This window comes from Candidatus Paceibacterota bacterium (assembly GCA_035530615.1).
GTDB lineage: Bacteria > Actinomycetota > Actinomycetes > Nanopelagicales > Nanopelagicaceae > QYPT01.
Map to the genome: position 1 here is coordinate 274332 of DATKUL010000002.1, position 22948 is coordinate 297279.

Sequence of the window (22948 nt, forward strand, 5' to 3'; positions counted from 1 at the left end):
TCAATGAGTCGAACCGTCGCAGTAGTTACTTTGGGTTGCGCCCGAAACGAGGTTGACTCCGAGGAGTTGGCAGGCCGACTGGCAGCAGATGGTTGGACTCTGGTTGATGATGTCAAATCCGCGGAAGTCGCGCTTGTAAATACCTGTGGGTTCATTGAATCCGCTAAGAAAGATTCTATTGATGCACTCTTAGAGGCGAATTCACTCAAGGGCCACGGTCTAACGCGAACTGTAGTGGCTGTCGGTTGCATGGCAGAACGCTACGGTGAAGAACTAGCACGTGCGCTCCCGGAAGCCGATGCCATATTGGGATTCGATGATTACCGCGACATTAGTGCCAGGCTCCAGTCAATAGTTGCAGGCGAGAAGCATGTGCCACACATTCCCAGAGACCGCCGATCGCTTCTTCCCATCACTCCTGTCGAGCGAATTGGAGTCAAGGAAGCCGCCTCGGTGGGTGCCGGCGGATCTCCGCTGCGTAAGCGTCTTGGCGCGGCACCCTGGGCACCACTCAAGATCGCCGCAGGGTGCGATAGACGCTGTTCCTTCTGCGCCATTCCTTATTTCCGCGGTTCTTTTGTATCGCGTCGGCCTACCGAGATCATTGATGAGGCTCACTGGTTGGCCAATGAAGGTGTGAGCGAACTATTTTTGGTGAGCGAGAACACCACCTCATATGGAAAGGATTTAGGCGACCTTCGTTTGATGGAGAAGATTCTCCCCGAAATGTCGCAGATTGATGCCATTAAGCGCATCCGTCTGTCTTACCTTCAACCTGCTGAGATGCGGCCAACTTTGTTACAGGCGATGGTTTCAACGCCCAAGGTTGTGCCTTATTTTGACCTTTCTTTTCAACATGCCAGTGGTGGGGTCCTGCGGCGCATGCGTCGATTTGGGGATAGCGAGAAATTTCTACACCTCATTGCACAAATTCGTGCCCTTGCTCCGGAAGCCGGAATTCGCTCCAACTTCATTGTCGGTTTTCCGGGCGAGACCGAGGAGGATTACCAAGAATTGGTCAGTTTTATCTCACGAGCAAGACTCGATGCAGTCGGAATCTTTGGGTACTCGGATGAGGACAATACCGAAGCGCTAGATCTTGCGGAGAAGATTGATGGCGACATGATTCATGATCGCGTTGAGAATCTTTCCACGCTTGCCGATAATTTAGTGAGCGAACGAGCAAGTGAAAGAATCGGTGAAGAGGTACTGGTTTTGATCGAAGATGCCGAGTTACAGGAGGGTCGCGCAGCACATCAAGGACCGGAGGTCGATGGAACCACTTCCTTTATCGGTACAAGTTTCGCAATCGGTGAATATATCTCCGGACGGGTAGTTGATTCCGTAGGTGCTGATTTGATTGCTGTGCCGGAATGATCCGCCGCTCGGAGATGAACCTTCCAAACTCAATCACGATTACGCGCATCTTGATGTTGCCCTTATGCGCTTATACATTATTTAAAAACGGTGGAGATGACACGACCTGGCGAATAATTTCTTTCCTTCTCTTTTTTTTCGTGGGCATGACAGATCTTCTGGACGGCCAGTTGGCTAGAAGCAGAAATACTGTGACAGAGTTTGGAAAATTGCTTGACCCCATTGCTGATAAGGCACTCATTGGAACAGCCTTGGTGGGACTTTCCATTCTTGAAATCCTTCCTTGGTGGGTCACTATTGTGATTTTGGCCCGAGAAATTGGAATTACGATTTTCCGCTTCGCAGTGATTAAGAGGGGGGTCATACCTGCCAACCGAGGGGGAAAGGTAAAGACTACGGTTCAGAATCTCGCTGCTGGTTTTTACATTCTGCCTCTTGGGCCATCTCTCTATTGGTTTCGGGAGACTTTTATGGGATTGGCACTCATTCTGACTCTGGTCACGGGGATTTGGTACGTCGTTGAATCCCGGAGAAAATAGAGTATTTCTATGACGACCTTCCAAAGTGCGAGAGCAGTTGTTGAACTCCTGAAGGCGAAGAAGCAGTCCGTTGCGGTCGCCGAGTCACTCACCGGTGGTGGAGTCGGAGCCGCCCTCACTGCTGTTGGTGGAGCTTCTGATGTTTTTCTCGGTGGCGTCATTGCCTATAGTCCAGCCGTGAAAGAATCACTTCTCAGGATCAAAAAGGAAACGATTGCTACCTTCGGAGTTGTGAGCGAAGAGGTCGCTGTGGCTATGGCAGATGGAATTCGAGAACTGCTCGGAAGCACATGGGGGATATCAACTACAGGAGTGGCGGGTCCAGGAGATGCCGACGGTGTCGCTGCTGGCACGGTATGGATTGCCATTAGTGGTCCCATTAATCAGACCACTCAACTCGAAGTGGAAGGTGAGCGTGAAGTGGTGCGAAACGCGAGTGTATCCAGCGCGATATCGACTTTTGAGCGTATCCTAGGGACCCTGAAGCAATAACGGATCGAAAGGGGATGAACGATGGAACTACTACGCACACACATCGGAACATCCTTGCGTGCTGCTCGCACTTCTCAGAATCGAACGTTGCGAGATGTCGCACGTCAGGCACGTGTATCTCTTGGGTATCTCTCGGAAGTCGAGCGGGGTCAGAAGGAAGCTTCATCTGAACTGCTCAACGCAATCTGCCAGGCACTGGGTCTTTCGCTCGCTTCTGTGATTACAGATGTAGCGCACGAAATAAGGACCACTGAGAGCGTTAAGCTCGTGGTTGTTGACGCTGCATAAATAGCGTGACCATCTCGGAGAATCCCTCACTTCTTACAGACGAGCCATACCAGCGACAGATGACGTCCTATCGACGTACTCGAAGCGCAATTCTTGAGGGTGCTAAATCGCTCATTGCTTCACGTGGATTGCACCGTGCGAGCATGGTCGAAATTGCAGACACTGCAGAGGTGTCTCGCGCAACGTTGTACAACCATTTTCGAGACAAAACCAGTGTGATGCGGGCCGTTCTCGAAAGTGAAGTTGAGCGCCTCCTTCAAATTATTGATATTGATCTTTCTCAGGGGAAGGCGCTTGCTCAGATATCAGTCGAAATCTCGGCTGACCCAGCTTTCGCGACTATGCGAAAGACAGACAGTGGTGTTCTTGCGCTGTTGCTTACCCAAGTCGAAGACCCTCTTTGGGAACAGATTCGTGCCGGATTGCTTCAGTTCCTGGGAGATGAAATTCAGGCGGAAGTAGCACAGCGATGGTTGGTTGCGCAGGTGCTGCAGCCACTTACCGAAACTCAGAGTGTCGAACAGGCTCGGAGAATCACCAGTTTGTAATGAGTTGTAACTCTCATTTGTCATTTCTGGTGCAAAATTTTTCACACGAGAATGATCGCTTCCTATCTTGAAACGGCATATCCGCAGAGTTAATGTTAAGGGCGACAGATCTCCTGTTGGAGGTGTCGCGACTAAGGAAAAAAAGATCATGGCTACAAAAGAGTTAACTATTCACAAACCATCATCCGTTCGAACTTTTTTGGATTTTCCAAGGCTGGAATTCCCACGAATGATGGATTGGTTTGATGATTTTCTCCCAATATCCCAAATGAAATGCAATGGGGAAGCGCATCTCATTCGAATCGAAGAGAGCGTCAACGAGAACGAGATCGTCGTGAGGGCTGAAATGCCAGGTGTTGATCCCGATAAAGATATTGAGATCAGTTTTGACGATGGTCTACTTACGATCATGGGTGAGAAGCGAGTAGAGAAGAAAGAAGCGGATCGATCAGAATTCCACTATGGAAGCTTCTCACGCTCGATCACGCTGCCTCACGGCGTTAAGGAAGGGGATGTTCACGCCACGTATAAGGATGGGATCCTCGAGGTGAAAGTGCTTGTTCCCAAGGCCGTTACGAAATCTAAGAAAGTATCAATTTCACGCGCCTAGGAAATGAAGCGACGCCGGGCCAGTGGGGCATGGCGTCGCTTCATTTGTTAATTTCTTGAGATATTTAAAGTGCGTGCACCTGCTCGGGTGCATCTGCCCTAATGAAAACAGGGATGCGATCGATAGGTGTTGCTATGTCGATCCACTGTTTTCCAGTCCACTTTTTACGGTCCCAAAAATCAACCCATTCGCCCTCGGGTAAGTAGACACGAATGCTTGTCGCAGCTTCCTCAATTACTGGAGCAACCAGCAGATATCGACCGAGCATGTACTGATACGGCGCTGCCCAGATGGAATCGTCTTGGGTGTAATCAAAGAAGAGTCCAGCCATCAGTGGTCGGCCGGTTTTGATCGCGATCTCGCCTTCCACTGATAAGTAGGGGAGAAGCCGCTTTCTCACCGCCGCAAAGTCGCGGAATATAGTGAGAACTTCTGGCTTACCGGTCTGCTCGGCGATATTCCAGGGAGAGCGATCATTTGATGGCATGCGATGATGGTTGTATTCAGAATGGAATTGCATGATGGGACAGAAAGTCGCCATCGCCGCGCCGCGCAGGTAGAGCTCAGCACTGGGAAGTTCTCCGCTAAACCCGCCGATATCCCAACCCCAGAAGAAAATTCCACTTGCCGATGCTGATATTCCGGCCCGTATAGAAGCGCGGTAGGCATTCCAGGTTGAATCTTCATCACCTGCCCAGAAGGTCGGGTATGAACTACTTCCCGCAAAGCCTGCCCGCGAGAATGTCACACCCTCTTTCTTCGCATCGGCAAAAAGTTCATGAAAAGTCTGCGCATACGCAACCGGTAGTAGATTGTTTTTCTCAAGGCCGGAGCGCCCATCTAAGTAACGCAAATCAGTTCCCCACGCATGTTCACCACCATCGGTTTTAAAGCCATCTACTCCCATGTCGGTGACGAGATACTTGTGCAGATCAGCCCACCACGCACGGACACGCTTGTTGGTTAGATCTGGAAGTAGGCCATATCGAAGCCAGAAACCGCGAACGCGGTAGGGGTCACCTTCTCCATCTTTCACAACCAAGTCATTATTGATCGCGTACTTCCAAATCGCTTCTTCCTGCGCATCAGGTTCGCCACGCATATCCTTGATTACTGGATTCTGCCAGAGGATTACTTTTGCTCCTTGCGCATGAATGTCATCTATCATTTTCTTAGGATCGGGCCAAGCGCCGTCGTGGGGGTACTCAATCTCGATTGCACGTAACCCGCGTGATCCATCGGTTGGCTTGTACTGGGCGTCTCTGAATACCATAAAAGTGGTCTCGTCGGCCCATGCTTCGATCACCACAACGCCCAGGTCGATTTTCGCATCTGCGCTTTTGGCGAGTTCTGCTTCAACTCGTTTCTGAGTGTTCCACTCGTTACTACTGCCCCAAAGTTTGTATATCCATTCCGGGGGATTCTTTGGCAGAGGGAACTCCAACATGTACTGATTCAAGATGGATGAAGGAGTTCCCGCGTATGCCTTGATTTCACAGTTGTTTTGCGAAGGGTCCATATCTATCTCAAAGGCAATCCGGTCCTTATCGGTCACTCCCACATCGAAGCGGCTGGGATTACCGGTATTGAGATAGAAACCATAATTACTGCCAATCACCATTCCAAACGGCGCAGGTAGATAAGTCCGATGGCCTTGTCCTTTATATTCCTCGTAGACGACCGCATCGACTAGTTCGCCGCGTTGATCAACGGAGTGAAACCTTTCTCCGAAGCCGACAACATGATCTTCGAGTGCGAGGGGGAGCCCAGCTCTCACACCATAAACCCGTTGCTGAGAGTCCTTCAGAACTTCAGGATCCATAATTGAAATTCCGGACGGGAATTGTCCGCTCTGTTTTAAGAATCCGTCGTCAGAGCACCACACAAGTGCACAGAATGAGAAAGTCTCCGTTCTCTCACCTGTGTCACTCTCGAGCCAGTAGGAGACCTCTTGGAACTCTTTGAGTACTGGCAAAACAACTTCCCAAGCGAGTTCATCTGGGTATTCACCCGAGCGTGCAGCCGCATCTGCCAGGTGCGTATTCGTCCCCGTGAATTTTGCGGTCTTTCCATAAGGACCATAATCACGTGAATGAGCCGGGCCCACGCAGGTGAGTTCAAAAGCCTGCACTTCATTTTCATCTGCAAGATACAACATAACTTTCTTTGTTGACTCATCGGTTCGAGCGCGAACTGACCATACATCTCCCGATTTCGGACGTACCGGAACTCTTTGATCCGGTTCATGCCGGTACGGATGACCAAGGCCCAACGGAGAGTGGACTAACACCGGCCTATTCCTTTCCTAAGGACGTATTAAGTGCGCTGTATAAGGATAAATACATGGCATGGCTCCAGAGGAGCGGTATGGCAGGTTCGCCCCAACTCGCAATCCATTCCGCTCTCATCTCTGGGAAGAGAAGTGGGCTTTCCAACTGTTCGGGAAGTTCGAGATCATCATTGGTGAGAGTCTCAACCCAGTCCAATATTTCTGCTGCCTTCGCCGTATCGCCAGCTTCGATCAATGATAAGCCCAGGAAACATGAAAGTAGCGGCCAGCGACCTCCACCAAAATATCCATCTTCCTTGTGGCGATACGTTCCGAAAGTTCCCAGCTCTTCTGAAGCTGCCTTAATAGTTGATTGAACGATCGAACTACTTCCTTCAATAAGTCCGAAAGGCGCGATGAGTGAGAGGAGGCTCGCATCTAGACCTTGACCACCGATCCACTTTGCCAGGCGTCCTTCTACTAATCCCTTTTCATATATTAGGTCCAGGATTGCATTGGCGCAGTTGCCGGCGACATTTCTGGATTCTGTCGACAATTCCTCCCAAGTGCTACATGCCTTCAGTCCCGCGGCGATACTTCCAAGATTAGCAACGTGTTGGTGACCGAAGCTTTCTTCCCACCAGTCATAGGACTCAATCTCCCAAAAGGACGAAAGGTAACCGACCAGTGTTTCAACGGCGCGATATGTTGCAATAGGAAGGGCATTTCCGCGTGAACGAAATTTGTCAAGGGACCATATCCAGGTTCCAAATCCATCAAGTTGCAGATTCGTCCAATATTCTTCCGACTCTTTCCCGTCTATTTGATAACGACAATGGAGATGCTCCTCTGCCGCAATTTCTTTGCCCTGCCGTTTCCTTCGAATAAGTGAAGCCACCTTCTCCTCGCGGTCGATGATCACGCGAGTAGCCCACTTGTGGAAGTTAAGGGCGCTTTCTGACTCTCCAGACACACTCATTGCCTCGGCAATGAAGGCGCCGTCACGGAACCAGCTGTAGTTGTAAACCCGAAAATTTGGGGAAGCGATGTATGCACCAGAGTCAGCTTGATTCGCCTTGATAATACGAATACTTGCGTCTCTTAACTTGGAGTGCGTTTCAATTATAATTCTCTCTACCATCGATTCTATTAGCGTTTCCGTGACCTTCTAAATGTACGAAATTTAAAAATGTAATGGCGTTGCGACGGGATGTTGTCGCAACGCCATTACCGTCCCGAACTATTCTTTTGCGAGTATTGCGTTTACTGCACTTGCGGCCGAGTTCAAGGCTTCAGTGACTGAAACCGTCCCATTAAGAGCTTTTTCAAGCCACGCATTCACCGTGTCTTGCATCTCATTCTGTTGACGGATTACTGGAGGAGTGATCGGATTTTTCAGAGCATCAAAGACCGCTGCGCGGTTGGCAGGTACGGGCTTTGAGAGGTAGATGGAGAGTGCCTTCTTGTTCGAGATTGCAGGAATTTCCCATGCAGCAGCGAGACGGATCTTTACGGCAGCAGGATCACTGGTCATGAATCGTGCCCATTTCCAAGCTGCTTCTGGGTTTTTGGTCTTTGCGGAGGCAACAACAGCGTTAGCAAAGAAGTGGTTTCCGGGCGTGACTCCGCCTGGCTCAACAACAATGTCCCAACCAAATGGAACATCTTTATACGCATCGAACATCCAGATGCCGGTGTGGTACATAGCGATCTTGCCCGCCTTGAACATTGCACCGTCATCAAGTGTTCCCATTTGTGCTCTAGTTGGCGTGTATCCATTCGCAGTTTTGCTGACCAACCAGCTAAGTGCATTGATGCCGGGTTGCTTATTGAAAAGTGCCTTTTTCTTATCTGGGCTGAGGAACTTGCCACCAGCTTGTCCGAGGACTTTGTAGAACTCCCAGAACTGTGTTGGCTGAAAATCGGCATAGGTCCCTTCTGACAGTTTGGCCTTGAGCGCTGCAGCTGCAGCTGCTTCATCGCTCCAGTCCCAACTTGAATTCGGGGTTGCAACGCCTGCGGCCTTGAAGAGATCCTTGTTGTAGTAGAGCACAACCGTGGAGAATGAAGAAGGAACGCCGTATTGCTTTCCGTTGGCGGAAAATACGTCGTATGCCTTGCCATAGTAGGAACTCTTCTTAAAGGTCTTATCTTTGGCGGATATCTTATTGAAGTTAAGCAGGGTCCCAGCTGATGCGTATGTTACGAAGTTCTCGTAATTAAGCTCAAAAGTATCTGGTGCTTGGTTTCCAGCTACACGAGTCTTTAGTTTTGTAAAGTAATCGGCATAGCTGGCGGATTGGACATTTATGTGGATTGCTGGATTCTTCTTTTCAAAAGCGGCGACCATGGCTTGAAGATCCTTAACATGGTCAGGTACCGATGTGAACGTGAAGAAGTTGATTGTGACCTTTTTTGGAGCAGCAATAGCTGGATTACTGACTAGCCCAACACTCGCGACCAAAATGCCGGCGATACCAGCAGCCCAGATCTTTCGTTTATTGCTTTTCATTTCTTTCCCCCTAGTAATCATTTCTTTCCCCTAGTAAGTGGTGTAGCTAGCCTGTGAAGGCCCTTCTCGCGGCTGGGAAGAACTTCAGAGAATGACTTCATCCTTTGAGTCCCGCCGTAAGAAAACTTTGTGCGATCTGTCGTTGTAGTATCAAGTAGATAAAGGCGATTGGAAGAACTGTCAGAGTTGTAGCGGCCATAACCATGGGCCAATCGGTGAGATTTTCACCGTGAAGATTTGCTAACGCAAGAGGCAGCGTCATCTTCTCTGGGCTGAAAATAATCAATAACGGCCAAAGATAAGAATTCCATACTGACATGGACGAGAGAATTGTCAGTGCGGCAATGGTGGGAATACAGAGAGGAAGTGCAACTGAGCGAAATAATCTGAAATGGCTTGCTCCGTCTAAGATCGCAGCTTCCTCAAGTTCACGGGGAATAGCAAGCATTGCTTGGCGCATGAGAAATACGCCAAATGCTGAAGCAATCATGGGTAGGCCTAGTCCAAGATAACTGTCGACCAACCCGAGTTGACGCATCTCGATAAACAATGGAACGATGATGACTTGGAACGGGATCATCATGGTAGCGAGATAGATCAAGAAGATTGGGTTCTTTCCGCGGAACTGCAATCGAGCGAAGGCATATCCAGCGAGCGCGGAGGTCAAGATCTGAATGAAGACGACAATCACCGAGACAGCAATGCTATTAAGAAATAGTCTTGGCATATCAAGTAACTCAAAGACCTTTCTGTAATTCTCCAGCGTTGGTGACTTTGGGAAAAGGGTTGGAGGCGTTGCAAAGGCTTCAACGCTATTCTTGAGGGACGAACTAATCATCCAGAAAAATGGGAAGAGCATGAGGAGACCAAAGAAAGTGGTGAAGAATTTTGGTCGCATACTAGTTCTATTCATAATTCACCCATCGTTTCTGTAGGCGAATCTGTATTCCTGTAATAAGTAAAATAATCAAGAAGAGCACCATGCTCATAGCTGAGGCATACCCCATCCGACCATAATCAAATGAGTTCCTCACGATTTGTTGCACGATGACGGATGTCGATCCTTCTGGTCCACCTCGCGTCATTACCCAAATCTGATCAAAGACTTGAAAATTATTGATCAGACTAATAACCAATACAAAGAAGGAGGCTGGTGTCAGTAAGGGGAGAGTAATTCGGAAGAGGATCTGACGCTTACTCGCTCCATCGATTGCGGCAGCTTCTTTATACTCCGGTGGGATTGATTGCAGGCCCGCAAGGAGAATGAGCATTACAAAGCCAAGATCTTTCCAGGCTGAAGGAATGATGACGGAGATCATCGACCAGGATGTGCTGGTCCACCAGCCAGGTCCGGTTATTCCAATAGTGGCCAGTGCGGAGTTAACTAACCCGCCCTGGGGGTTGAGGATCCATTGCCATAGCAGCGCCACAATTACCCAGCTTGTAATTACGGGGAGAAAATATGCAGCTCTCAGGGCAGAGGAGCCTTTGAATTTGCGATCAAGGGCTAAAGCCGCGCTCAACCCAAGGAGATAGACCAGAGGCAAATAGCCCGCAATGAAAACGAGTGTGTTCTTTAGAGCATTATAGAAATCCTTGTTGTGGCTCAATTCTTGAAAGTTTGCGAACCCGATCCAGCGTGGTGGCGAAAGTAGATCCCAACTGGAAAAGCTAAGAACGGCTGCGGCGAACATCGGAAGAATAATAAAAAGCACCAAAGGTATGAAGCTGGGTGCTATAAAAAGCGCGGCAGTGCGGCCGTGTTTAGCCTTGATCAAGAGACACGCCCAAATTTGGACGCTACAGAAAGTCGGTGTTTCACTTCAGTCAAACTCGCATTTGTGCGTTGGTTTCTGCTCAAGGATGCTTGAAGCACGATTGCGGTAGCACCGAGCGCCCATTTAGCATCATCCCAGGGGTCCACTTCGATATCGAATTTATTCATGGTTGAAACCACATGCTCGTCGAGTGCCGCTTTGAATGGTTTTTCCCAGAGATCCCAACCTTCTACGCCTTCACCACTGATGAGAATGAGTTCGGGGCCAAAGACATTTAGAACATTTGCGAGCGCAGTTCCTAGTAACTCTGCTGGTCTCTTGAAAAGTTGGTTTGCAATCTTTTGGTCGTTCCGTGCTACTTCCCAAACTTTTGACATAGGTGCGGAGGCTGCGACAAATCCCGCCTTAACGGCCGCTTTGTGAATTGCAGGACCGGAGGCGATAGTTTCAAGACAACCGCGCTTGCCACACTCACACAATTCGCCACCGTTGACGGCATTTACGTGACCGAATTCGCCGGCGCCATAAGAACCTGCATACAGCTCACCATTGATGACGAGCCCCATTCCGATACCGCGACCGAGCGTGATCGTGATGAAGTTGCTGACATCGCGACCATGGCCGTAAAGGCTCTCCGCGACTGCAAGAGTATTGACATCGTTCTCAAGAAGAACGGGAGTATTGAGTGCATCCGAAATTTGCTTGCCAACGTTCTCTTGGCTCCAACCCAACATGGCAGAATCAGCGGTACCTGAATCCAGGGGAGATACAACACCTGGTATTCCGATACCGATACCTAGCAACTGGCCTTTGATTTTTCGAGTGTGCTTCTTTAATAGCGTGACCAGTTCCTTCACCGCTTCGTCGCCGCGCGAACTAAAGGGCTCTTCAAAACCCCACAAGACTTCGGATTGGAGGTTGACGCAGACGCCGACCGCGTGGTTATCGGCCAACTTGACCCCAAGGACCTGTCCGGCGTTGGCAACCAATCCCAACAGGGTGGCCGGCCGACCACCCGTGGAAGGGGATTGCTTTACTTCAGTGATGAGTCCCTTGTCGAAGAGGTACTTAGTGGCCTGCGTCAGAGTCGGCCCGCTCAGGCCAAGATCCCGAGCGAGTTGAGCCCGAGATACAGGCCCATATGTAGCGATCGCGCGGAGGACTTCATTCGTACTATCTCTCATGTCCTCATCCTCTGGTTGCCACTTACTTTCTTAACTAACTTTAGTAAGTCGATGAGTGGAGAGTAGATCGTTCTGCGAATCAAATGCAAGGGTTTTCTCAAAGTATTTATGGCGTGTCGATATTGGGCTAAGTCACGCTCAAATCCGCCCCCACTCTGGGCGTGTCGCACCTTTCGAACAGGTGTTCGGATACGCTTCTTCTACCCAACCAGAGCGGTTTCCACGGCGCAGGCACGAAGCCTGTTCCCACGTCAGTGGCCTTCCGTACCTTCTGGACCGTACCTTCGTCAGGCATGGACACATGCAATGACGTTTAGTTGAAAGGAAAAAGAGTGGCTACAGAGAAGCAGAACAATGATCGTTCTAAAGCCCTAGATACAGCCCTTGCCCAGATTGAACGTCAATTCGGAAAAGGCGCGGTCATGAAGATGGGAGAGCGGGGAACAATTGCGGTTGAAGTAATTCCTACCGGCTCTATCAGTTTGGATATTGCCCTTGGAATTGGCGGCCTCCCACGCGGTCGAATCGTTGAAATCTATGGTCCTGAGTCATCAGGTAAAACAACCCTCGCACTTCACGCCATCGCCAATGCGCAAAAGGCGGGCGGAATCGCAGCCTTTATCGATGCAGAACATGCCTTTGATGCAGAGTACGCAAAGAAACTCGGCGTTGATATTGACGCACTTCTTGTCTCGCAGCCTGATACAGGCGAGCAAGCACTAGAAATTATGGATATGTTGATCCGTTCCGGCGCCCTCGATATTGTCGTCGTTGACTCGGTTGCAGCCCTTGTTCCGCGTGCGGAAATTGAAGGCGAAATGGGCGATTCTCACATGGGGTTGCAGGCACGATTGATGTCGCAAGCACTTCGCAAGATCACGGGAGCACTTCACCAGTCAAAGACAACTGCAATTTTCATCAACCAATTACGTGAGAAAATTGGTGTCTTCTTTGGTTCTCCAGAGACAACTACTGGTGGAAAGGCGCTTAAGTTTTACGCATCAATCCGCCTGGATATCAGGCGGATCGAGACCCTTAAAGATGGACAAGAAGCTGTCGGCAACCGAACTCGTGTGAAGGTTGTCAAAAACAAGATGGCTCCGCCATTTAAGCAAGCAGAGTTCGACATTCTCTATGGTGTTGGAATATCACGGGAAGGCTCACTTCTCGATATCGGTGTTGATATTGGACTGGTCAAAAAGTCTGGTTCTTGGTACACCTATGAAGGCGACCAACTAGGTCAAGGAAAGGAAAATTCGCGTAATTTCCTTCTTGATAATCCAGATCTCGCCAACGATATTGAGAGCAAGATCCGCATCCATTTTGCACCAACGCCCGTAGACCCTGATTTGGTTGCCGCAGTAAATGAAGCCACCGCAGAGGTTGATTTCTAATTTCACTCATTTCGCAGAGAGTGGAAGTGATGCAAGACTCGGACCCTTACTCATTGGCCCAGACGATTGCCCTAGTGGCACTCGCCCCGCGAGCCAAGAGTAGGGGCGAGCTCTTCGCCCATCTTAAAAAGCGCGGCATAGCCGAAGATGTTGCCAACGCGGTCCTTTATAGACTGCAAGAGCAAGGCTTCGTCAACGATGAGGAATTTGCGCGAGCCTGGGTCGAATCACGACAGAGAACTAAGAAACTCTCTAAGCGCGTCATCGCCAGCGAGTTGCGGGGTAAAGGCGTTGAGGATGAAATCATTATCACCGTCACATCCGAAATCGATGATCGTCTTGAATACTCCATTGCTTTGGACCTGGCTCTGCGCAAATTCAGACCAATTTCTCATTTAGATTCAGAGCTTATTCGGCGTCGAATTCATGGCGCTCTAGCCCGCAGAGGGTTCTCTATGAGCCTTATCAACGAGGTTATGCGCGAAATCGGCATATAAAGAGCACCACTACGATTGGCACATGACCCGCACATACAGCGTTGAGACATACGGCTGCCAGATGAATGTGCATGATTCAGAGCGAATTTCGGGACTTCTGGATGAAGCCGGATTTATCCCAGTCAGCCCGGGTGAGCAGGCAGATGTCGTGGTATTTAACACCTGTGCGGTTCGCGAAAATGCCGACAACAAACTTTATGGGAATCTTAGTTTTCTCGCACCCATCAAGAAAGCCAATCCTGCCATGCAAATTGCCGTGGGCGGATGTCTGGCTCAGAAAGACCAAGCAACAATTCTAAAGAAGGCACCGTATGTTGACGTCGTTTTTGGGACGCATAACGTTGGTTCCCTGCCAGTCTTGCTGGAGCGCGCGCGGATTGAAGAAGAGTCGCAGATTGAAATTTTGGAGGCTCTAGAGCATTTCCCATCGACGCTGCCGGCGCGCAGATTTTCGGCATTTTCCGCCTGGGTTTCAGTATCTGTGGGCTGTAATAACACCTGCACATTTTGCATAGTCCCGACTCTGCGAGGAATTGAGAAAGATCGCGAACCAGGCGACATCATGAAAGAAGTGCGCGCTCTCGTCGAAGCGGGAGTGATGGAAATTACCCTTCTAGGGCAGAACGTCAACGCATATGGCGTTGATTTCGGTGACCGAGAAGCATTTGCCAAGTTGATCCGTGAGTGTGGGCGAGTAGATGGGCTGGAGCGGGTTCGATTTATGTCTCCGCATCCGCGCGACTTTACCGACGATGTCATTGAGGCCATGGCGGAAACTCCCAATGCCATGCCTCACCTTCATATGCCCCTGCAATCTGGATCTAATCGAGTACTTGCACAGATGCGCCGTTCGTACCGGACTGACCGATATTTGGGAATTATCGAACGGGTGCGAAAGGCGATTCCGCACTCACAAATAACGACAGACATCATCGTCGGATTTCCTGGAGAGAGCGAAGCGGATTTTCAGGCAACATTGGATTTGTGTACGCAGGCTCGGTTTAGCGCCGCTTACACCTATCAATACTCAAAGCGACCAGGCACTCCCGCTGCCAGCATGCCGGATCAAGTGGCACCCGAGGTAGTAGGGGAGCGTTACACGCGCTTGCACGCTCACCAAGAAGCGATCTCACTTTCGGTCAATAGGGAAGCCATCGGGATGACGATGCACGTTTTGGTAACCGAGCACGAAGGACGACGAGACGCGGAGAGAGCACGAATGTCAGGCCGAACAGAGGACTTCCGTCTAGCTCATTTTAGTTTTGACGCGGCGAATATTGCTCGCCCCGGTGATGTCGTCACGGTGAAAATAAGTGATGCGGCACCACATTTCCTCTCTGGCCAGGGTGGAGACGTCCGACGTACGCGCGGAGGCGATGCGCACCAACTACGCACGGAAGAACGCACACGGGATCCTCTTCTATTAGGAATGCCGCAATTGCGATCATGAGCCTGGTCGTAATATGTGGTACAACCGCAACTGGAAAGAGTGATTTAGCAATCTCCCTGGCGCAGGAGATAAATGCGGAAATTATTAATGCAGACTCGATGCAGTTGTATCGAGGCATGGATATTGGCACTGCCAAACTCACACTGGAAGAGCGTAAGAACATCCCGCACCACTTGCTTGACGTTCTTGATGTGAGGGAGGATGCGAGCGTTGCCTGGTACCAATCGAGAGCACGCGAACTCATTGAAGAAATTGATTCGCGAGGAAAGAACGTAGTTGTAGTCGGTGGCACTGGGCTGTATATCAAGGCGATTCTCGATGAATTGAATTTTCCCGATACGGATCCTGACGTGCGCGCATCGCTCAACAAAATGGCGGAGCAGATAGGTGAGCGGGCGATGCATGAGCGACTGCAAAAACTCGATCCGGCGGCCGCTCTTGCGATCGATTCACGGAATCTACGAAGGGTGATTAGGGCTCTAGAAGTTATCGAAATCACGGGCAAGCCGTTTACAGCAAACCTTCCCCGGAAAGAGAGCACTCGCTATCCCAATGCTTTGCAGTTCGGATTGGTCATGGATCGAGAAAAACTAGACGAACGAATCAGCCAGCGGGTCGATCTGATGTGGGAAAGGGGCTTAGTCGAGGAGACTGACCGCCTGGTGGAGCGCGGGATGCGAAAAGGACGCACCGCTCAGTTAGCTCTGGGATACGCCCAGATTCTCAAGTTTCGCGATGGCCTCATGTCCGAGACGGAAGCGAAAGAAGATACGAAGCGGGCAACCCGCCAATACGCGCGCAGGCAGGAGACCTGGTTTTCAAGAGATGAGCGAATTCAATGGATTTCGCCCGCAGAGCCACGTTTGGAGCGAATTGCGAAGCAATTGAGAGGAAATTGAGAGCGCACGAGTCCAACCCAAACGGTTAAACTTCTCGGTAGAGATGAGTACACCAATGAAAGTTTTAGCCACTTACGGCCACGGTACCGAGAATGATTTCGTCATAATTTTTGATCCTGATGAGAAGATCGTCATAACTTCTGAAGTCACAGCCGCTCTCTGCAATCGAGAGAGTGGCATTGGTGCCGATGGATTGATCCGCATTGCTAAACGCGATGGAAAATGGTTTATGGATTATCGAAATGCGGACGGCTCGATAGCGGAGATGTGCGGCAACGGTATTCGTGTGATGGCACGCTATTTAGTAGAAAATGGCCGCCAGAAAGAGGGAATTTTCCCGATTGACACTCGAGATGGGCGCAAGCATCTTCGTGTACCGATGAGCGGAGATATCACTGTCAATATGGGCCAACTCATCCATGAAGATGAAGATGTTACCGTCACAATCGGCAATCATTCCTGGGATGGTTACAACATCAGTATCGGAAACCCTCACGCCGTTGTCTTTGTTGACTCCGTAGCAGGCGTCGGTGATTTGAAAATAGCGCCAGTCGTTTCCCCTCCCGACGCATATCCAGAGGGCGTTAACGTTGAATTTGTTGAATTTGGCAGTGATCATGAACTTAAGATGCGAGTCTTTGAACGTGGTGTTGGTGAAACAAAGTCGTGCGGTACCGGCACGTGTGCCGTAGCCCTGGCGGCAAGTCTTAAGCGAGGCGAGAGGCTGCCCGCCAAGTGGGTTATCTACCCACCGGGAGGTCGACTTGAAGTAGAAATTGACGGCCATTCAAATGCGACATTGACAGGTCCAGCAGTGCTCATCAGCGAGCACGACATCTCTAAGTACTTTGTCGATAATTCTTTGAAGGTGAGCAATGAGTAAACGCAAATTGGATTCGCAAGACGAGTTTGAGGCACTTCTTCGAGAGAGTGCTCGTACCGCAGCTGAATATGACTCGGCCGAAGAGGCGTCACAACCCGAACTCGAGCAACGTCAGGCGCTGCGTCGTGTAGCCGGTTTCTCGACTGAACTGCAAGACATTTCTGAGGCCGAGTATCGCCAACTTCAATTGGAGCGAGTTGTACTCGTGGGAGTATGGACCGAAGGAAGCGCACAGATGGCTGAGAATTCGCTTGCCGAATTGAAGGCACTAGCCGAAACGGCAGGTTCAGAAGTACTTGAAGGATTAATTCAAAGACGTGATAAACCAGATCCTGCAACATATATTGGCTCTGGAAAAGTGACTGAACTTCGTCAAGTAGTGGTAGCAACAGGCGCAGATACTGTCATCTGCGACGGAGAACTCTCGCCTTCTCAGTTGAGGCAGTTGGAAGAGAAGTTAAAGGTCAAGGTCGTAGACAGAACTGCGCTTATCCTCGATATTTTCGCGCAGCATGCGAAGAGCAAAGAGGGCAAGGCTCAAGTGGAGCTGGCTCAAATGTCCTACCTGCTCCCACGCCTGCGAGGTTGGGGAGGTTCCCTTTCCCGACAGGTGGGCGGTCGTGCCGCTGGTGGTGCAGGTATCGGCGGTCGAGGTCCGGGTGAGACAAAGATTGAGACAGACCGTCGACGCATCCGCGATAAGATGTCGAAATTGCGTGGAGAACTCAAGGAGATGAAGGTCTCACGCGACACTAAACGTCAAGAACGAAGGCGTCACCGCGTTCCATCCGTTGCAATCGCTGGTTATACCAACGCGGGAAAATCATCTCTGCTTAATGTGCTCACTAATGCGGGAGTACTTGTGGAGAATGCACTTTTCGCGACATTGGATCCAACAGTTCGCCAATCGAAGACAAGTGACGGAAGAATTTACACACTGACTGACACAGTGGGATTTGTTCGCCATCTTCCTCATCAACTTGTCGATGCCTTCAAATCCACACTTGAAGAAGTGGCAGATGCCGATCTCATTGTGCATGTCGTGGATGGATCTCACCCAGATCCGTTTGAGCAGATTCGTGCAGTGCGTGAAGTCATCTCAGAAATCGGCGCATCCGACATCCCTGAGATCATCGCGATTAATAAGGTTGATGCAGCTGACCCATCCGTTGTTATGCATATTCTCCGCACTGAGCCCAATAGTTATGCCTTCTCTGCACGTACTGGATTTGGTCTGCCTGGCTTGCTCCTTGCGATTGAGAAGTCGCTGCCAATCCTTAGCGTGGAGATCAATGCCGTGGTCCCGTATGGACGGGGTGACTTGATTAGCGCGGTCCATCAGCGAGGTGAGATTTTGAGTGAGGAATATCTGCCGGAGGGGACGGCGATCCATGCTCGGGTGGACGCGGGCTTAGCCAAGGAAATCAACGAAGCTTTATAGCCATTTAGTGAATTCGCAGGAAAATGACAGGTTTTTAAGCCTCTCCGGACCGTTCATAACTTGGCGTTGCGGCGATTTCACCCTATCTTTACCCCCCTGAGACCAATCTCCTAGGGAATAACCACGACACGCCGATGGTTGTACCAGCAGATTGGTGTTAAATGCGCGAATATGCGCGCGCTGGTAATTGCCAGACCGAAGAACTTCTACAAGGAAGCGAGGGAAAGTAGTGGCAACTGACTATGACACCCCCAGAAAAACTGATGAAGAACTTCACGAAGAATCCCTCGAGGAGCTCAAGGCTCGCCGGGTCGACGCTCAATCGGGACAGGTCGATGTCGATGAGGCAGAAGCCGCCGAAACTCTTGAACTGCCGGGGGCAGATCTATCCGGTGAAGAGTTGTCGGTGCGCGTCGTGCCTAGGCAGGTAGATGAGTTTGCCTGTACGCGGTGTTTCTTGGTCCACCACATCACTCAATTGGCTAAGGGCGACGGCTCCACTGCGGTTTGCAAAGAGTGCGCTTAACGCTTATTTAGTACCTCTACTAAACCTTTAGCATTTCTGGCGCTAATCAACCAGTATGGCGTTGGGTCTCTAGGGTCCGCCACGGTGATTTTGACGCCGTGCGGCTGCCAGAAGCGAATGGCTAGAAATGCAGCCGGATCCGCGTCTCGTCCTCGAGTCAGTCGCATCTGATCTACTGAGAGTTCTGTGGCATCTGCCAAATATGAGCGATCTATATGTGCCGACCCGATCCTCAATTCGCTCGAGGTCAGGTCAATTCTCATAATGAGTGCATTCCTAATAATAAAGAGGAGCACGACTCCCATACCTAGTGTGATTACGCCTGCCGGATTATCGAAGGCGGCCCAGACCGAGAGGGCAACTGAGGCCAGTAGGAAGAAGATAAAGGCGAGGAGCCATAGCGGGGGTTTAATAATTTGCGTGTAGTGGTCATTCTCTAGATTTCTCGCGTTCACGGGTCTGACGGTAGCGGATTTTCAAGTAACCTTGAGTGTATGAGCCGAGTTGCCAGCACTACTCCACCAGAAGGGGCGCAAGTTCCTTCGCGCCACGCTCAAGCGCCAGCAATTGGATCACAAATCCCCTCTCATTTTGGACATTGCTTCGGCTGCGGCGAACTTCATCCCACCGGACTTCATCTGGTTGCCCATGCGGGTCAAGGCGCAGATCTCACTGCCCAATTTACGGTGACCGAGGATCACCAAGGGGCTCCGGGTCTTGCTCACGGGGGAATACTTTCTCTCGCATTTGATGAAGCACTTGGAAAGTTGATGTGGCTCATCCGCTCTCCTGCAGTCACAGCTCGACTGGAAACAGATTTTCTACTTCCCGTGCCAATTGGTTCCACCCTCTACATCCGGGCCGAAATTACTGGTCAGATTAATCGCAAGGTTTACACGAGCGCCGAGGGAAGACTGGGTTCACACGACGGCCCGATCGCGGTTAAAGCATCTGCCCTGTACGTAGTCGTGGGTATGAGCCACTTTATGACGAATGCTCCAAAGGAGTATTTGGAATACATTTCAAAGCATCCAGAATTGATGGCATTTGTTGACCCCAATTTTGAGATCAATCCTTGATGCTTTTATGAGTGTCCAGGTACTTATAACCCGTTTGGATAAGGGAGTCCCGCTTCCGTCGTACTCAAAAGGTGGCGATGCTGGTGCGGATTTAGTCACGTGTGTTGATGTCAGGCTCGCTCCCGGAGAGCGCAAACTTGTGCCCACGGGAATATCGATTGCTCTTCCCGATGGATATGCGGCCTTTGTTCATCCGCGTTCGGGTTTGGCAATAAAGCATGGGGTCACGATGGTCAACGCTCCTGGTACGGTCGATGCGGGTTTTCGAGGCGAACTTCAAATAATTCTCATTAACCACGATCCAGAGTCAACGGTGATATTTTCTCGTGGGGACAGAATTGCCCAACTAGTCATTCAAAAAGTGGAGCGCGCAGAATTTATTGAAGTTGAAGAATTGCCCGGGTCCGGTCGCGGTGCAAATGGTTTTGGATCAACGGGGAGAAAATAATGGATAACGACAAAACAAAGATCATCAACGCACTTGGCGGTAAGCGGGGAATTCTTGATTCGGGTCTGCCATCCTTAGTCTTCCTCATAGCGTTCAACGTACTTCACGATCTTCGTGGCGCCCTCTATGCAGCGGTTATAACCTCGGCTCTTCTCACTTTGATTCGACTGATGCGGCGCGACACTTTGCAACATGTACTATCCGGATTCGTCGGCGTTGCTTTCTGCGCCCTGCTTGCGCGAAAAACCGGCCAAGCAGTGGACTTCTACCTCCCTGGGCTGATTATCAATGTCATTTACGGAACCATCTACGCCGTCTTCAACCTGGTTGGTTTACCCGTGCTCGGACTGCTTCTTGGTCCCATTCTCGGTGAAAATCTAGCGTGGCGGAAAGTTCCGGAGAGAAAGCGAGCCTACATTCGCGCGGGTTGGCTCTGGGTGGCGCTCTTTGTTTCACGTCTGATCGTTCAGTATCCGCTCTACAAGAGTGGAAATATCAATGCCCTGGGGACCGCACGTTTAGTAATGGGTTACCCATTCTTTCTCTTGGCTGCATGGGGATCATGGATGCTGCTACGTGCCGTACCGAGCGCCAAGGCAGAAGTGAAGGCAGAGTAGAAGTGAAGGCAGAGTAGAAGTGAAATTCCCTCCACAGCATGGAGCATGGGCTTTCCTCATCGTTCCAACCGTTATGGCGCTTTTCCTCGGGGCTGGAAATTGGCTCGGTTGGGTTTTCCTGCTCACATGGATTGGCGCATACCCGTTTACCTATTTTGCAAGCAGAGCGATAGTCGCTCGATCACGTAGAGGCTCTTGGACTTCTAGAGCCACGAGGGAATTGCGAAATGCGATGGAATGGAGTTTTATCGCCGTTGTTGGCTCAGCAATTTTGATTACACATCGCCCGTGGATAGTTTTTTCGGGTGCAGTCATAATTCTCATGTGGGGGTTGAGTACCTATCTATCATGGGCCGGTCACGAACGTGGTATTTCCAATGACATACTGTTAATCGCACTTGCCTCGGCTGCGCCAGTTCTCATGTATCAAGTTGCAAATGATGAGAAGTCTTTCAGTGACGTTCCACATGCAATTTGGATCGCGTCACTTCTGTCATTACTTTATTTTTTTGGCTCGGTCCTCCATGTAAAGGCACTCATTCGTGAAGCGAAAAATCCCCTCTGGCATTGGGGGAGTGTTCTATTCCATGCGCTCGTCGTAGCGGGTCTTGCCTCTTCTTCACAACCTGCTTGGCTGGTCTTGCCCTTCGCGCTAGGGCTTATCCGAACCACGGTGATGAAACCAGGATTAAGGCCTGGGCGGATTGGAATTATCGAAGGAGTCGTGGCTCTAGTGCTGGTGATTTCTGTCGTCTTCGTGGAAAGGTGAATCACCGACTACTTCGGATTGACGAAGGGAGTAATGAAGCAGCTCTTAATCTCAGATTCGGCTTTAGCGGAGGCGATAAAAAGAAGTTCGTCGCCCGCGCTAAATACATCATGAGGCTTTGCCGCGATCACGCGTCCATCACGGACAATGGCAGATAAGACTGAGTGCTCTGGAAGCGGCACTTCTTCTACTGTCTTGCCGACGCACGATGAATCGTCGGGCAGTGTGAGTTCGACTAAGTTTGCTTGACCATTTTGGAAAGAGAAGAGGCGTACGACGTCGCCCACACTGACAGCTTCTTCAACCAATGCTGAGATGATTCGCGGTGTGGACACGGCAACGTCGACTCCCCAAGCCGCATCAAAGAGCCATTCGTTCTTTGGGTGATTGACCCGCGCCACAACTCGAGGGACTCCATACTCGGTCTTGCCGAGAAGTGAAGCGACGAGGTTCACTTTGTCATCCCCTGTGGCAGCGATGAGAACTTGGCATGAATTCAACTTCGCGTTGTCAAGGGAAGAAATCTCGCAAGCATCCGCCATTAACCACTCTGCTTCAGGGACGCTTTCCAACTTAAGTGCTTTTGGATCTTTATCAATGAGGAGGACTTGGTGTCCATTATCTAGAAGTTCGCGTGCGATAGCCCGTCCAACATTGCCCGCTCCGGCGATGGCAACTCTCATGATGCTACCTCAGGGGAGTGTGCGAGGGCGGCTTCGACAATTGCAACATCTTTTTCGTAGACCATCACATGGACCAGATCTCCATCTTGTAAAACTGTGTGCTCGTCAGGAATCAAACCTTCGCCGAGGCGCGTAATGAATGCGACGCGTGCAGGAGTGATATTTTCAATGCGAGAAACCGGATTTCCATACCAGGTCGCATCAACATGCATTTCGCACAGTTGAATGGTTCCGCTGGCATCGCGCCACTCCGACCGCGATCCCTCTGGAAGCAACCGGCGAAGGATCTGATCAGATGTCCAAAGGACGGTGGCAACTGTAGGGATGCCAAGCCGTTGATAAATCTCAGCGCGGCCAGGATCATAAATACGTGCGACTACATTTTCGACCCCGTAAGTCTCGCGTGCGACACGAGCCGCCAAGATATTTGAATTATCGCCATTGCTGACCGCGGCGAAAGCATCTGCTTTTTCGATGCCGGCTTCTAGAAGGGTGTCGCGGTCGAAGCCGATTCCGGTAATCGTGAGCCCGTTGAAATTGGCGCCGAGGCGCCGGAAGGCTTCACGGGACTGATCGACGATTGCGACGGAATGACCCATTGCCTCGAGTTCGGTCGCAAGTGATGAACCGACGCGACCGCATCCCATGATTACGACGTGCACGGG

At 50.5% G+C, this 22948-nt stretch carries 26 protein-coding genes; 17 read left to right on the forward strand and 9 right to left on the reverse strand.

From position 1 onward, the window contains the following. The first annotated feature begins 3 nt into the window (after positions 1-3). The 6 genes from rimO (at position 4) to VMW30_04390 (ending at position 3854) form a co-directional block, all read left to right on the forward strand. Positions 4-1377, forward strand: coding sequence for a 30S ribosomal protein S12 methylthiotransferase RimO (gene rimO, locus VMW30_04365; protein HUW87593.1), 1374 nt, complete (start codon positions 4-6; stop codon positions 1375-1377). Next, positions 1374-1916 carry a CDP-diacylglycerol--glycerol-3-phosphate 3-phosphatidyltransferase gene (gene pgsA / locus VMW30_04370; protein HUW87594.1) on the forward strand — a complete coding sequence of 181 codons (543 nt, stop codon included), beginning with the start codon at positions 1374-1376 and terminating at the stop codon, positions 1914-1916. Before rimO ends, pgsA begins: the two co-directional genes overlap by 4 nt. 9 nt (positions 1917-1925) lie before the next feature. Continuing rightward, positions 1926-2408, forward strand: coding sequence for a CinA family protein (locus tag VMW30_04375; protein ID HUW87595.1), 483 nt, complete (start codon positions 1926-1928; stop codon positions 2406-2408). 21 nt (positions 2409-2429) lie between these two features. Further along, the gene (locus tag VMW30_04380; protein HUW87596.1) at positions 2430-2696 is read left to right on the forward strand and encodes a helix-turn-helix transcriptional regulator; all 267 of its coding nucleotides are present in this window, start codon (positions 2430-2432) and stop codon (positions 2694-2696) included. Between the two features lie 5 nt (positions 2697-2701). Next, entirely contained in the window at positions 2702-3244 is a 543-nt protein-coding gene (locus VMW30_04385; GenBank protein HUW87597.1) for a helix-turn-helix domain-containing protein, read from the forward strand. Between the two features lie 148 nt (positions 3245-3392). Further along, positions 3393-3854 (forward strand): Hsp20/alpha crystallin family protein, encoded by a 462-nt coding sequence (locus tag VMW30_04390; GenBank protein ID HUW87598.1) that lies wholly within the window; start codon positions 3393-3395, stop codon positions 3852-3854. A 64-nt stretch (positions 3855-3918) separates the two neighbouring features. Here VMW30_04390 and VMW30_04395 read toward each other — a convergent pair whose 3' ends face one another. The 6 genes from VMW30_04395 to VMW30_04420 all read right to left on the reverse strand — a co-directional run bounded on the left by VMW30_04395 (position 3919) and on the right by VMW30_04420 (position 11597). Next, positions 3919-6144 (reverse strand): TIM-barrel domain-containing protein, encoded by a 2226-nt coding sequence (locus VMW30_04395; GenBank protein ID HUW87599.1) that lies wholly within the window; start codon positions 6142-6144, stop codon positions 3919-3921. 4 nt (positions 6145-6148) lie between these two features. Then, entirely contained in the window at positions 6149-7264 is a 1116-nt protein-coding gene (locus VMW30_04400; protein HUW87600.1) for a glycoside hydrolase family 15 protein, read from the reverse strand. A 99-nt stretch (positions 7265-7363) separates the two neighbouring features. Continuing rightward, positions 7364-8635, reverse strand: a complete 1272-nt coding sequence (locus VMW30_04405) for a sugar ABC transporter substrate-binding protein (protein ID HUW87601.1) — start codon at positions 8633-8635, stop codon at positions 7364-7366. Between the two features lie 97 nt (positions 8636-8732). Beyond that, positions 8733-9548: a carbohydrate ABC transporter permease gene (locus VMW30_04410; protein HUW87602.1), complete on the reverse strand. Its 816-nt coding sequence runs from the start codon at positions 9546-9548 to the stop codon at positions 8733-8735. Beyond that, positions 9541-10413 (reverse strand): sugar ABC transporter permease, encoded by an 873-nt coding sequence (locus tag VMW30_04415; protein ID HUW87603.1) that lies wholly within the window; start codon positions 10411-10413, stop codon positions 9541-9543. The genes VMW30_04410 and VMW30_04415 overlap by 8 nt, the downstream gene beginning before the upstream one ends. Then, a complete protein-coding gene (locus VMW30_04420; GenBank protein HUW87604.1) occupies positions 10410-11597 on the reverse strand; it encodes an ROK family transcriptional regulator in 1188 nt (395 codons plus the stop codon). The genes VMW30_04415 and VMW30_04420 overlap by 4 nt, the downstream gene beginning before the upstream one ends. Before the next feature lie 332 nt (positions 11598-11929). Between VMW30_04420 and recA the strand changes: the two genes are divergently transcribed. From recA to VMW30_04455, 7 genes are all read left to right on the forward strand, one after another. Then, on the forward strand, positions 11930-12991 hold the full coding sequence (recA, locus tag VMW30_04425; GenBank protein ID HUW87605.1) for a recombinase RecA: 1062 nt from the start codon (positions 11930-11932) through the stop codon (positions 12989-12991). 29 nt (positions 12992-13020) lie between these two features. Next, complete coding sequence (locus VMW30_04430) at positions 13021-13488, forward strand: regulatory protein RecX (protein HUW87606.1); 468 nt, start codon at positions 13021-13023, stop codon at positions 13486-13488. A gap of 22 nt (positions 13489-13510) precedes the next feature. Then, the gene (miaB, locus tag VMW30_04435) at positions 13511-14938 is read left to right on the forward strand and encodes a tRNA (N6-isopentenyl adenosine(37)-C2)-methylthiotransferase MiaB (protein ID HUW87607.1); all 1428 of its coding nucleotides are present in this window, start codon (positions 13511-13513) and stop codon (positions 14936-14938) included. After that, the gene (miaA, locus tag VMW30_04440; protein HUW87608.1) at positions 14935-15837 is read left to right on the forward strand and encodes a tRNA (adenosine(37)-N6)-dimethylallyltransferase MiaA; all 903 of its coding nucleotides are present in this window, start codon (positions 14935-14937) and stop codon (positions 15835-15837) included. The genes miaB and miaA overlap by 4 nt, the downstream gene beginning before the upstream one ends. Positions 15838-15880: 43 nt before the next feature. After that, positions 15881-16720, forward strand: coding sequence for a diaminopimelate epimerase (dapF, locus tag VMW30_04445; GenBank protein HUW87609.1), 840 nt, complete (start codon positions 15881-15883; stop codon positions 16718-16720). Beyond that, positions 16713-18161 (forward strand): GTPase HflX, encoded by a 1449-nt coding sequence (hflX, locus tag VMW30_04450; GenBank protein HUW87610.1) that lies wholly within the window; start codon positions 16713-16715, stop codon positions 18159-18161. Before dapF ends, hflX begins: the two co-directional genes overlap by 8 nt. 229 nt (positions 18162-18390) lie before the next feature. Continuing rightward, positions 18391-18687: a DUF4193 domain-containing protein gene (locus VMW30_04455; protein ID HUW87611.1), complete on the forward strand. Its 297-nt coding sequence runs from the start codon at positions 18391-18393 to the stop codon at positions 18685-18687. Here VMW30_04455 and VMW30_04460 read toward each other — a convergent pair. After that, positions 18684-19142 (reverse strand): DUF3093 domain-containing protein, encoded by a 459-nt coding sequence (locus VMW30_04460; protein HUW87612.1) that lies wholly within the window; start codon positions 19140-19142, stop codon positions 18684-18686. The genes VMW30_04455 and VMW30_04460 overlap by 4 nt on opposite strands. A gap of 39 nt (positions 19143-19181) precedes the next feature. Here VMW30_04460 and VMW30_04465 point away from each other — a divergent pair, with 39 nt between their 5' ends. From VMW30_04465 to VMW30_04480, 4 genes are read left to right on the forward strand one after another with little or no spacing between them, the layout of a single operon-like run. Next, positions 19182-19766, forward strand: a complete 585-nt coding sequence (locus VMW30_04465) for a PaaI family thioesterase (protein ID HUW87613.1) — start codon at positions 19182-19184, stop codon at positions 19764-19766. Between the two features lie 7 nt (positions 19767-19773). Beyond that, positions 19774-20214 carry a dUTP diphosphatase gene (gene dut / locus VMW30_04470; protein ID HUW87614.1) on the forward strand — a complete coding sequence of 147 codons (441 nt, stop codon included), beginning with the start codon at positions 19774-19776 and terminating at the stop codon, positions 20212-20214. Next, positions 20214-20831 (forward strand): DUF3159 domain-containing protein, encoded by a 618-nt coding sequence (locus VMW30_04475; GenBank protein ID HUW87615.1) that lies wholly within the window; start codon positions 20214-20216, stop codon positions 20829-20831. The genes dut and VMW30_04475 overlap by 1 nt, the downstream gene beginning before the upstream one ends. A 19-nt stretch (positions 20832-20850) precedes the next feature. Beyond that, a complete protein-coding gene (locus VMW30_04480) occupies positions 20851-21600 on the forward strand; it encodes a YwiC-like family protein (GenBank protein HUW87616.1) in 750 nt (249 codons plus the stop codon). 8 nt (positions 21601-21608) lie between these two features. Here the strand turns inward: VMW30_04480 and VMW30_04485 are convergent, their stop codons facing one another. Continuing rightward, on the reverse strand, positions 21609-22283 hold the full coding sequence (locus VMW30_04485) for a TrkA family potassium uptake protein (GenBank protein HUW87617.1): 675 nt from the start codon (positions 22281-22283) through the stop codon (positions 21609-21611). Beyond that, positions 22280-22945 (reverse strand): TrkA family potassium uptake protein, encoded by a 666-nt coding sequence (locus VMW30_04490; protein HUW87618.1) that lies wholly within the window; start codon positions 22943-22945, stop codon positions 22280-22282. The genes VMW30_04485 and VMW30_04490 overlap by 4 nt, the downstream gene beginning before the upstream one ends. Positions 22946-22948: the final 3 nt, after the last annotated feature.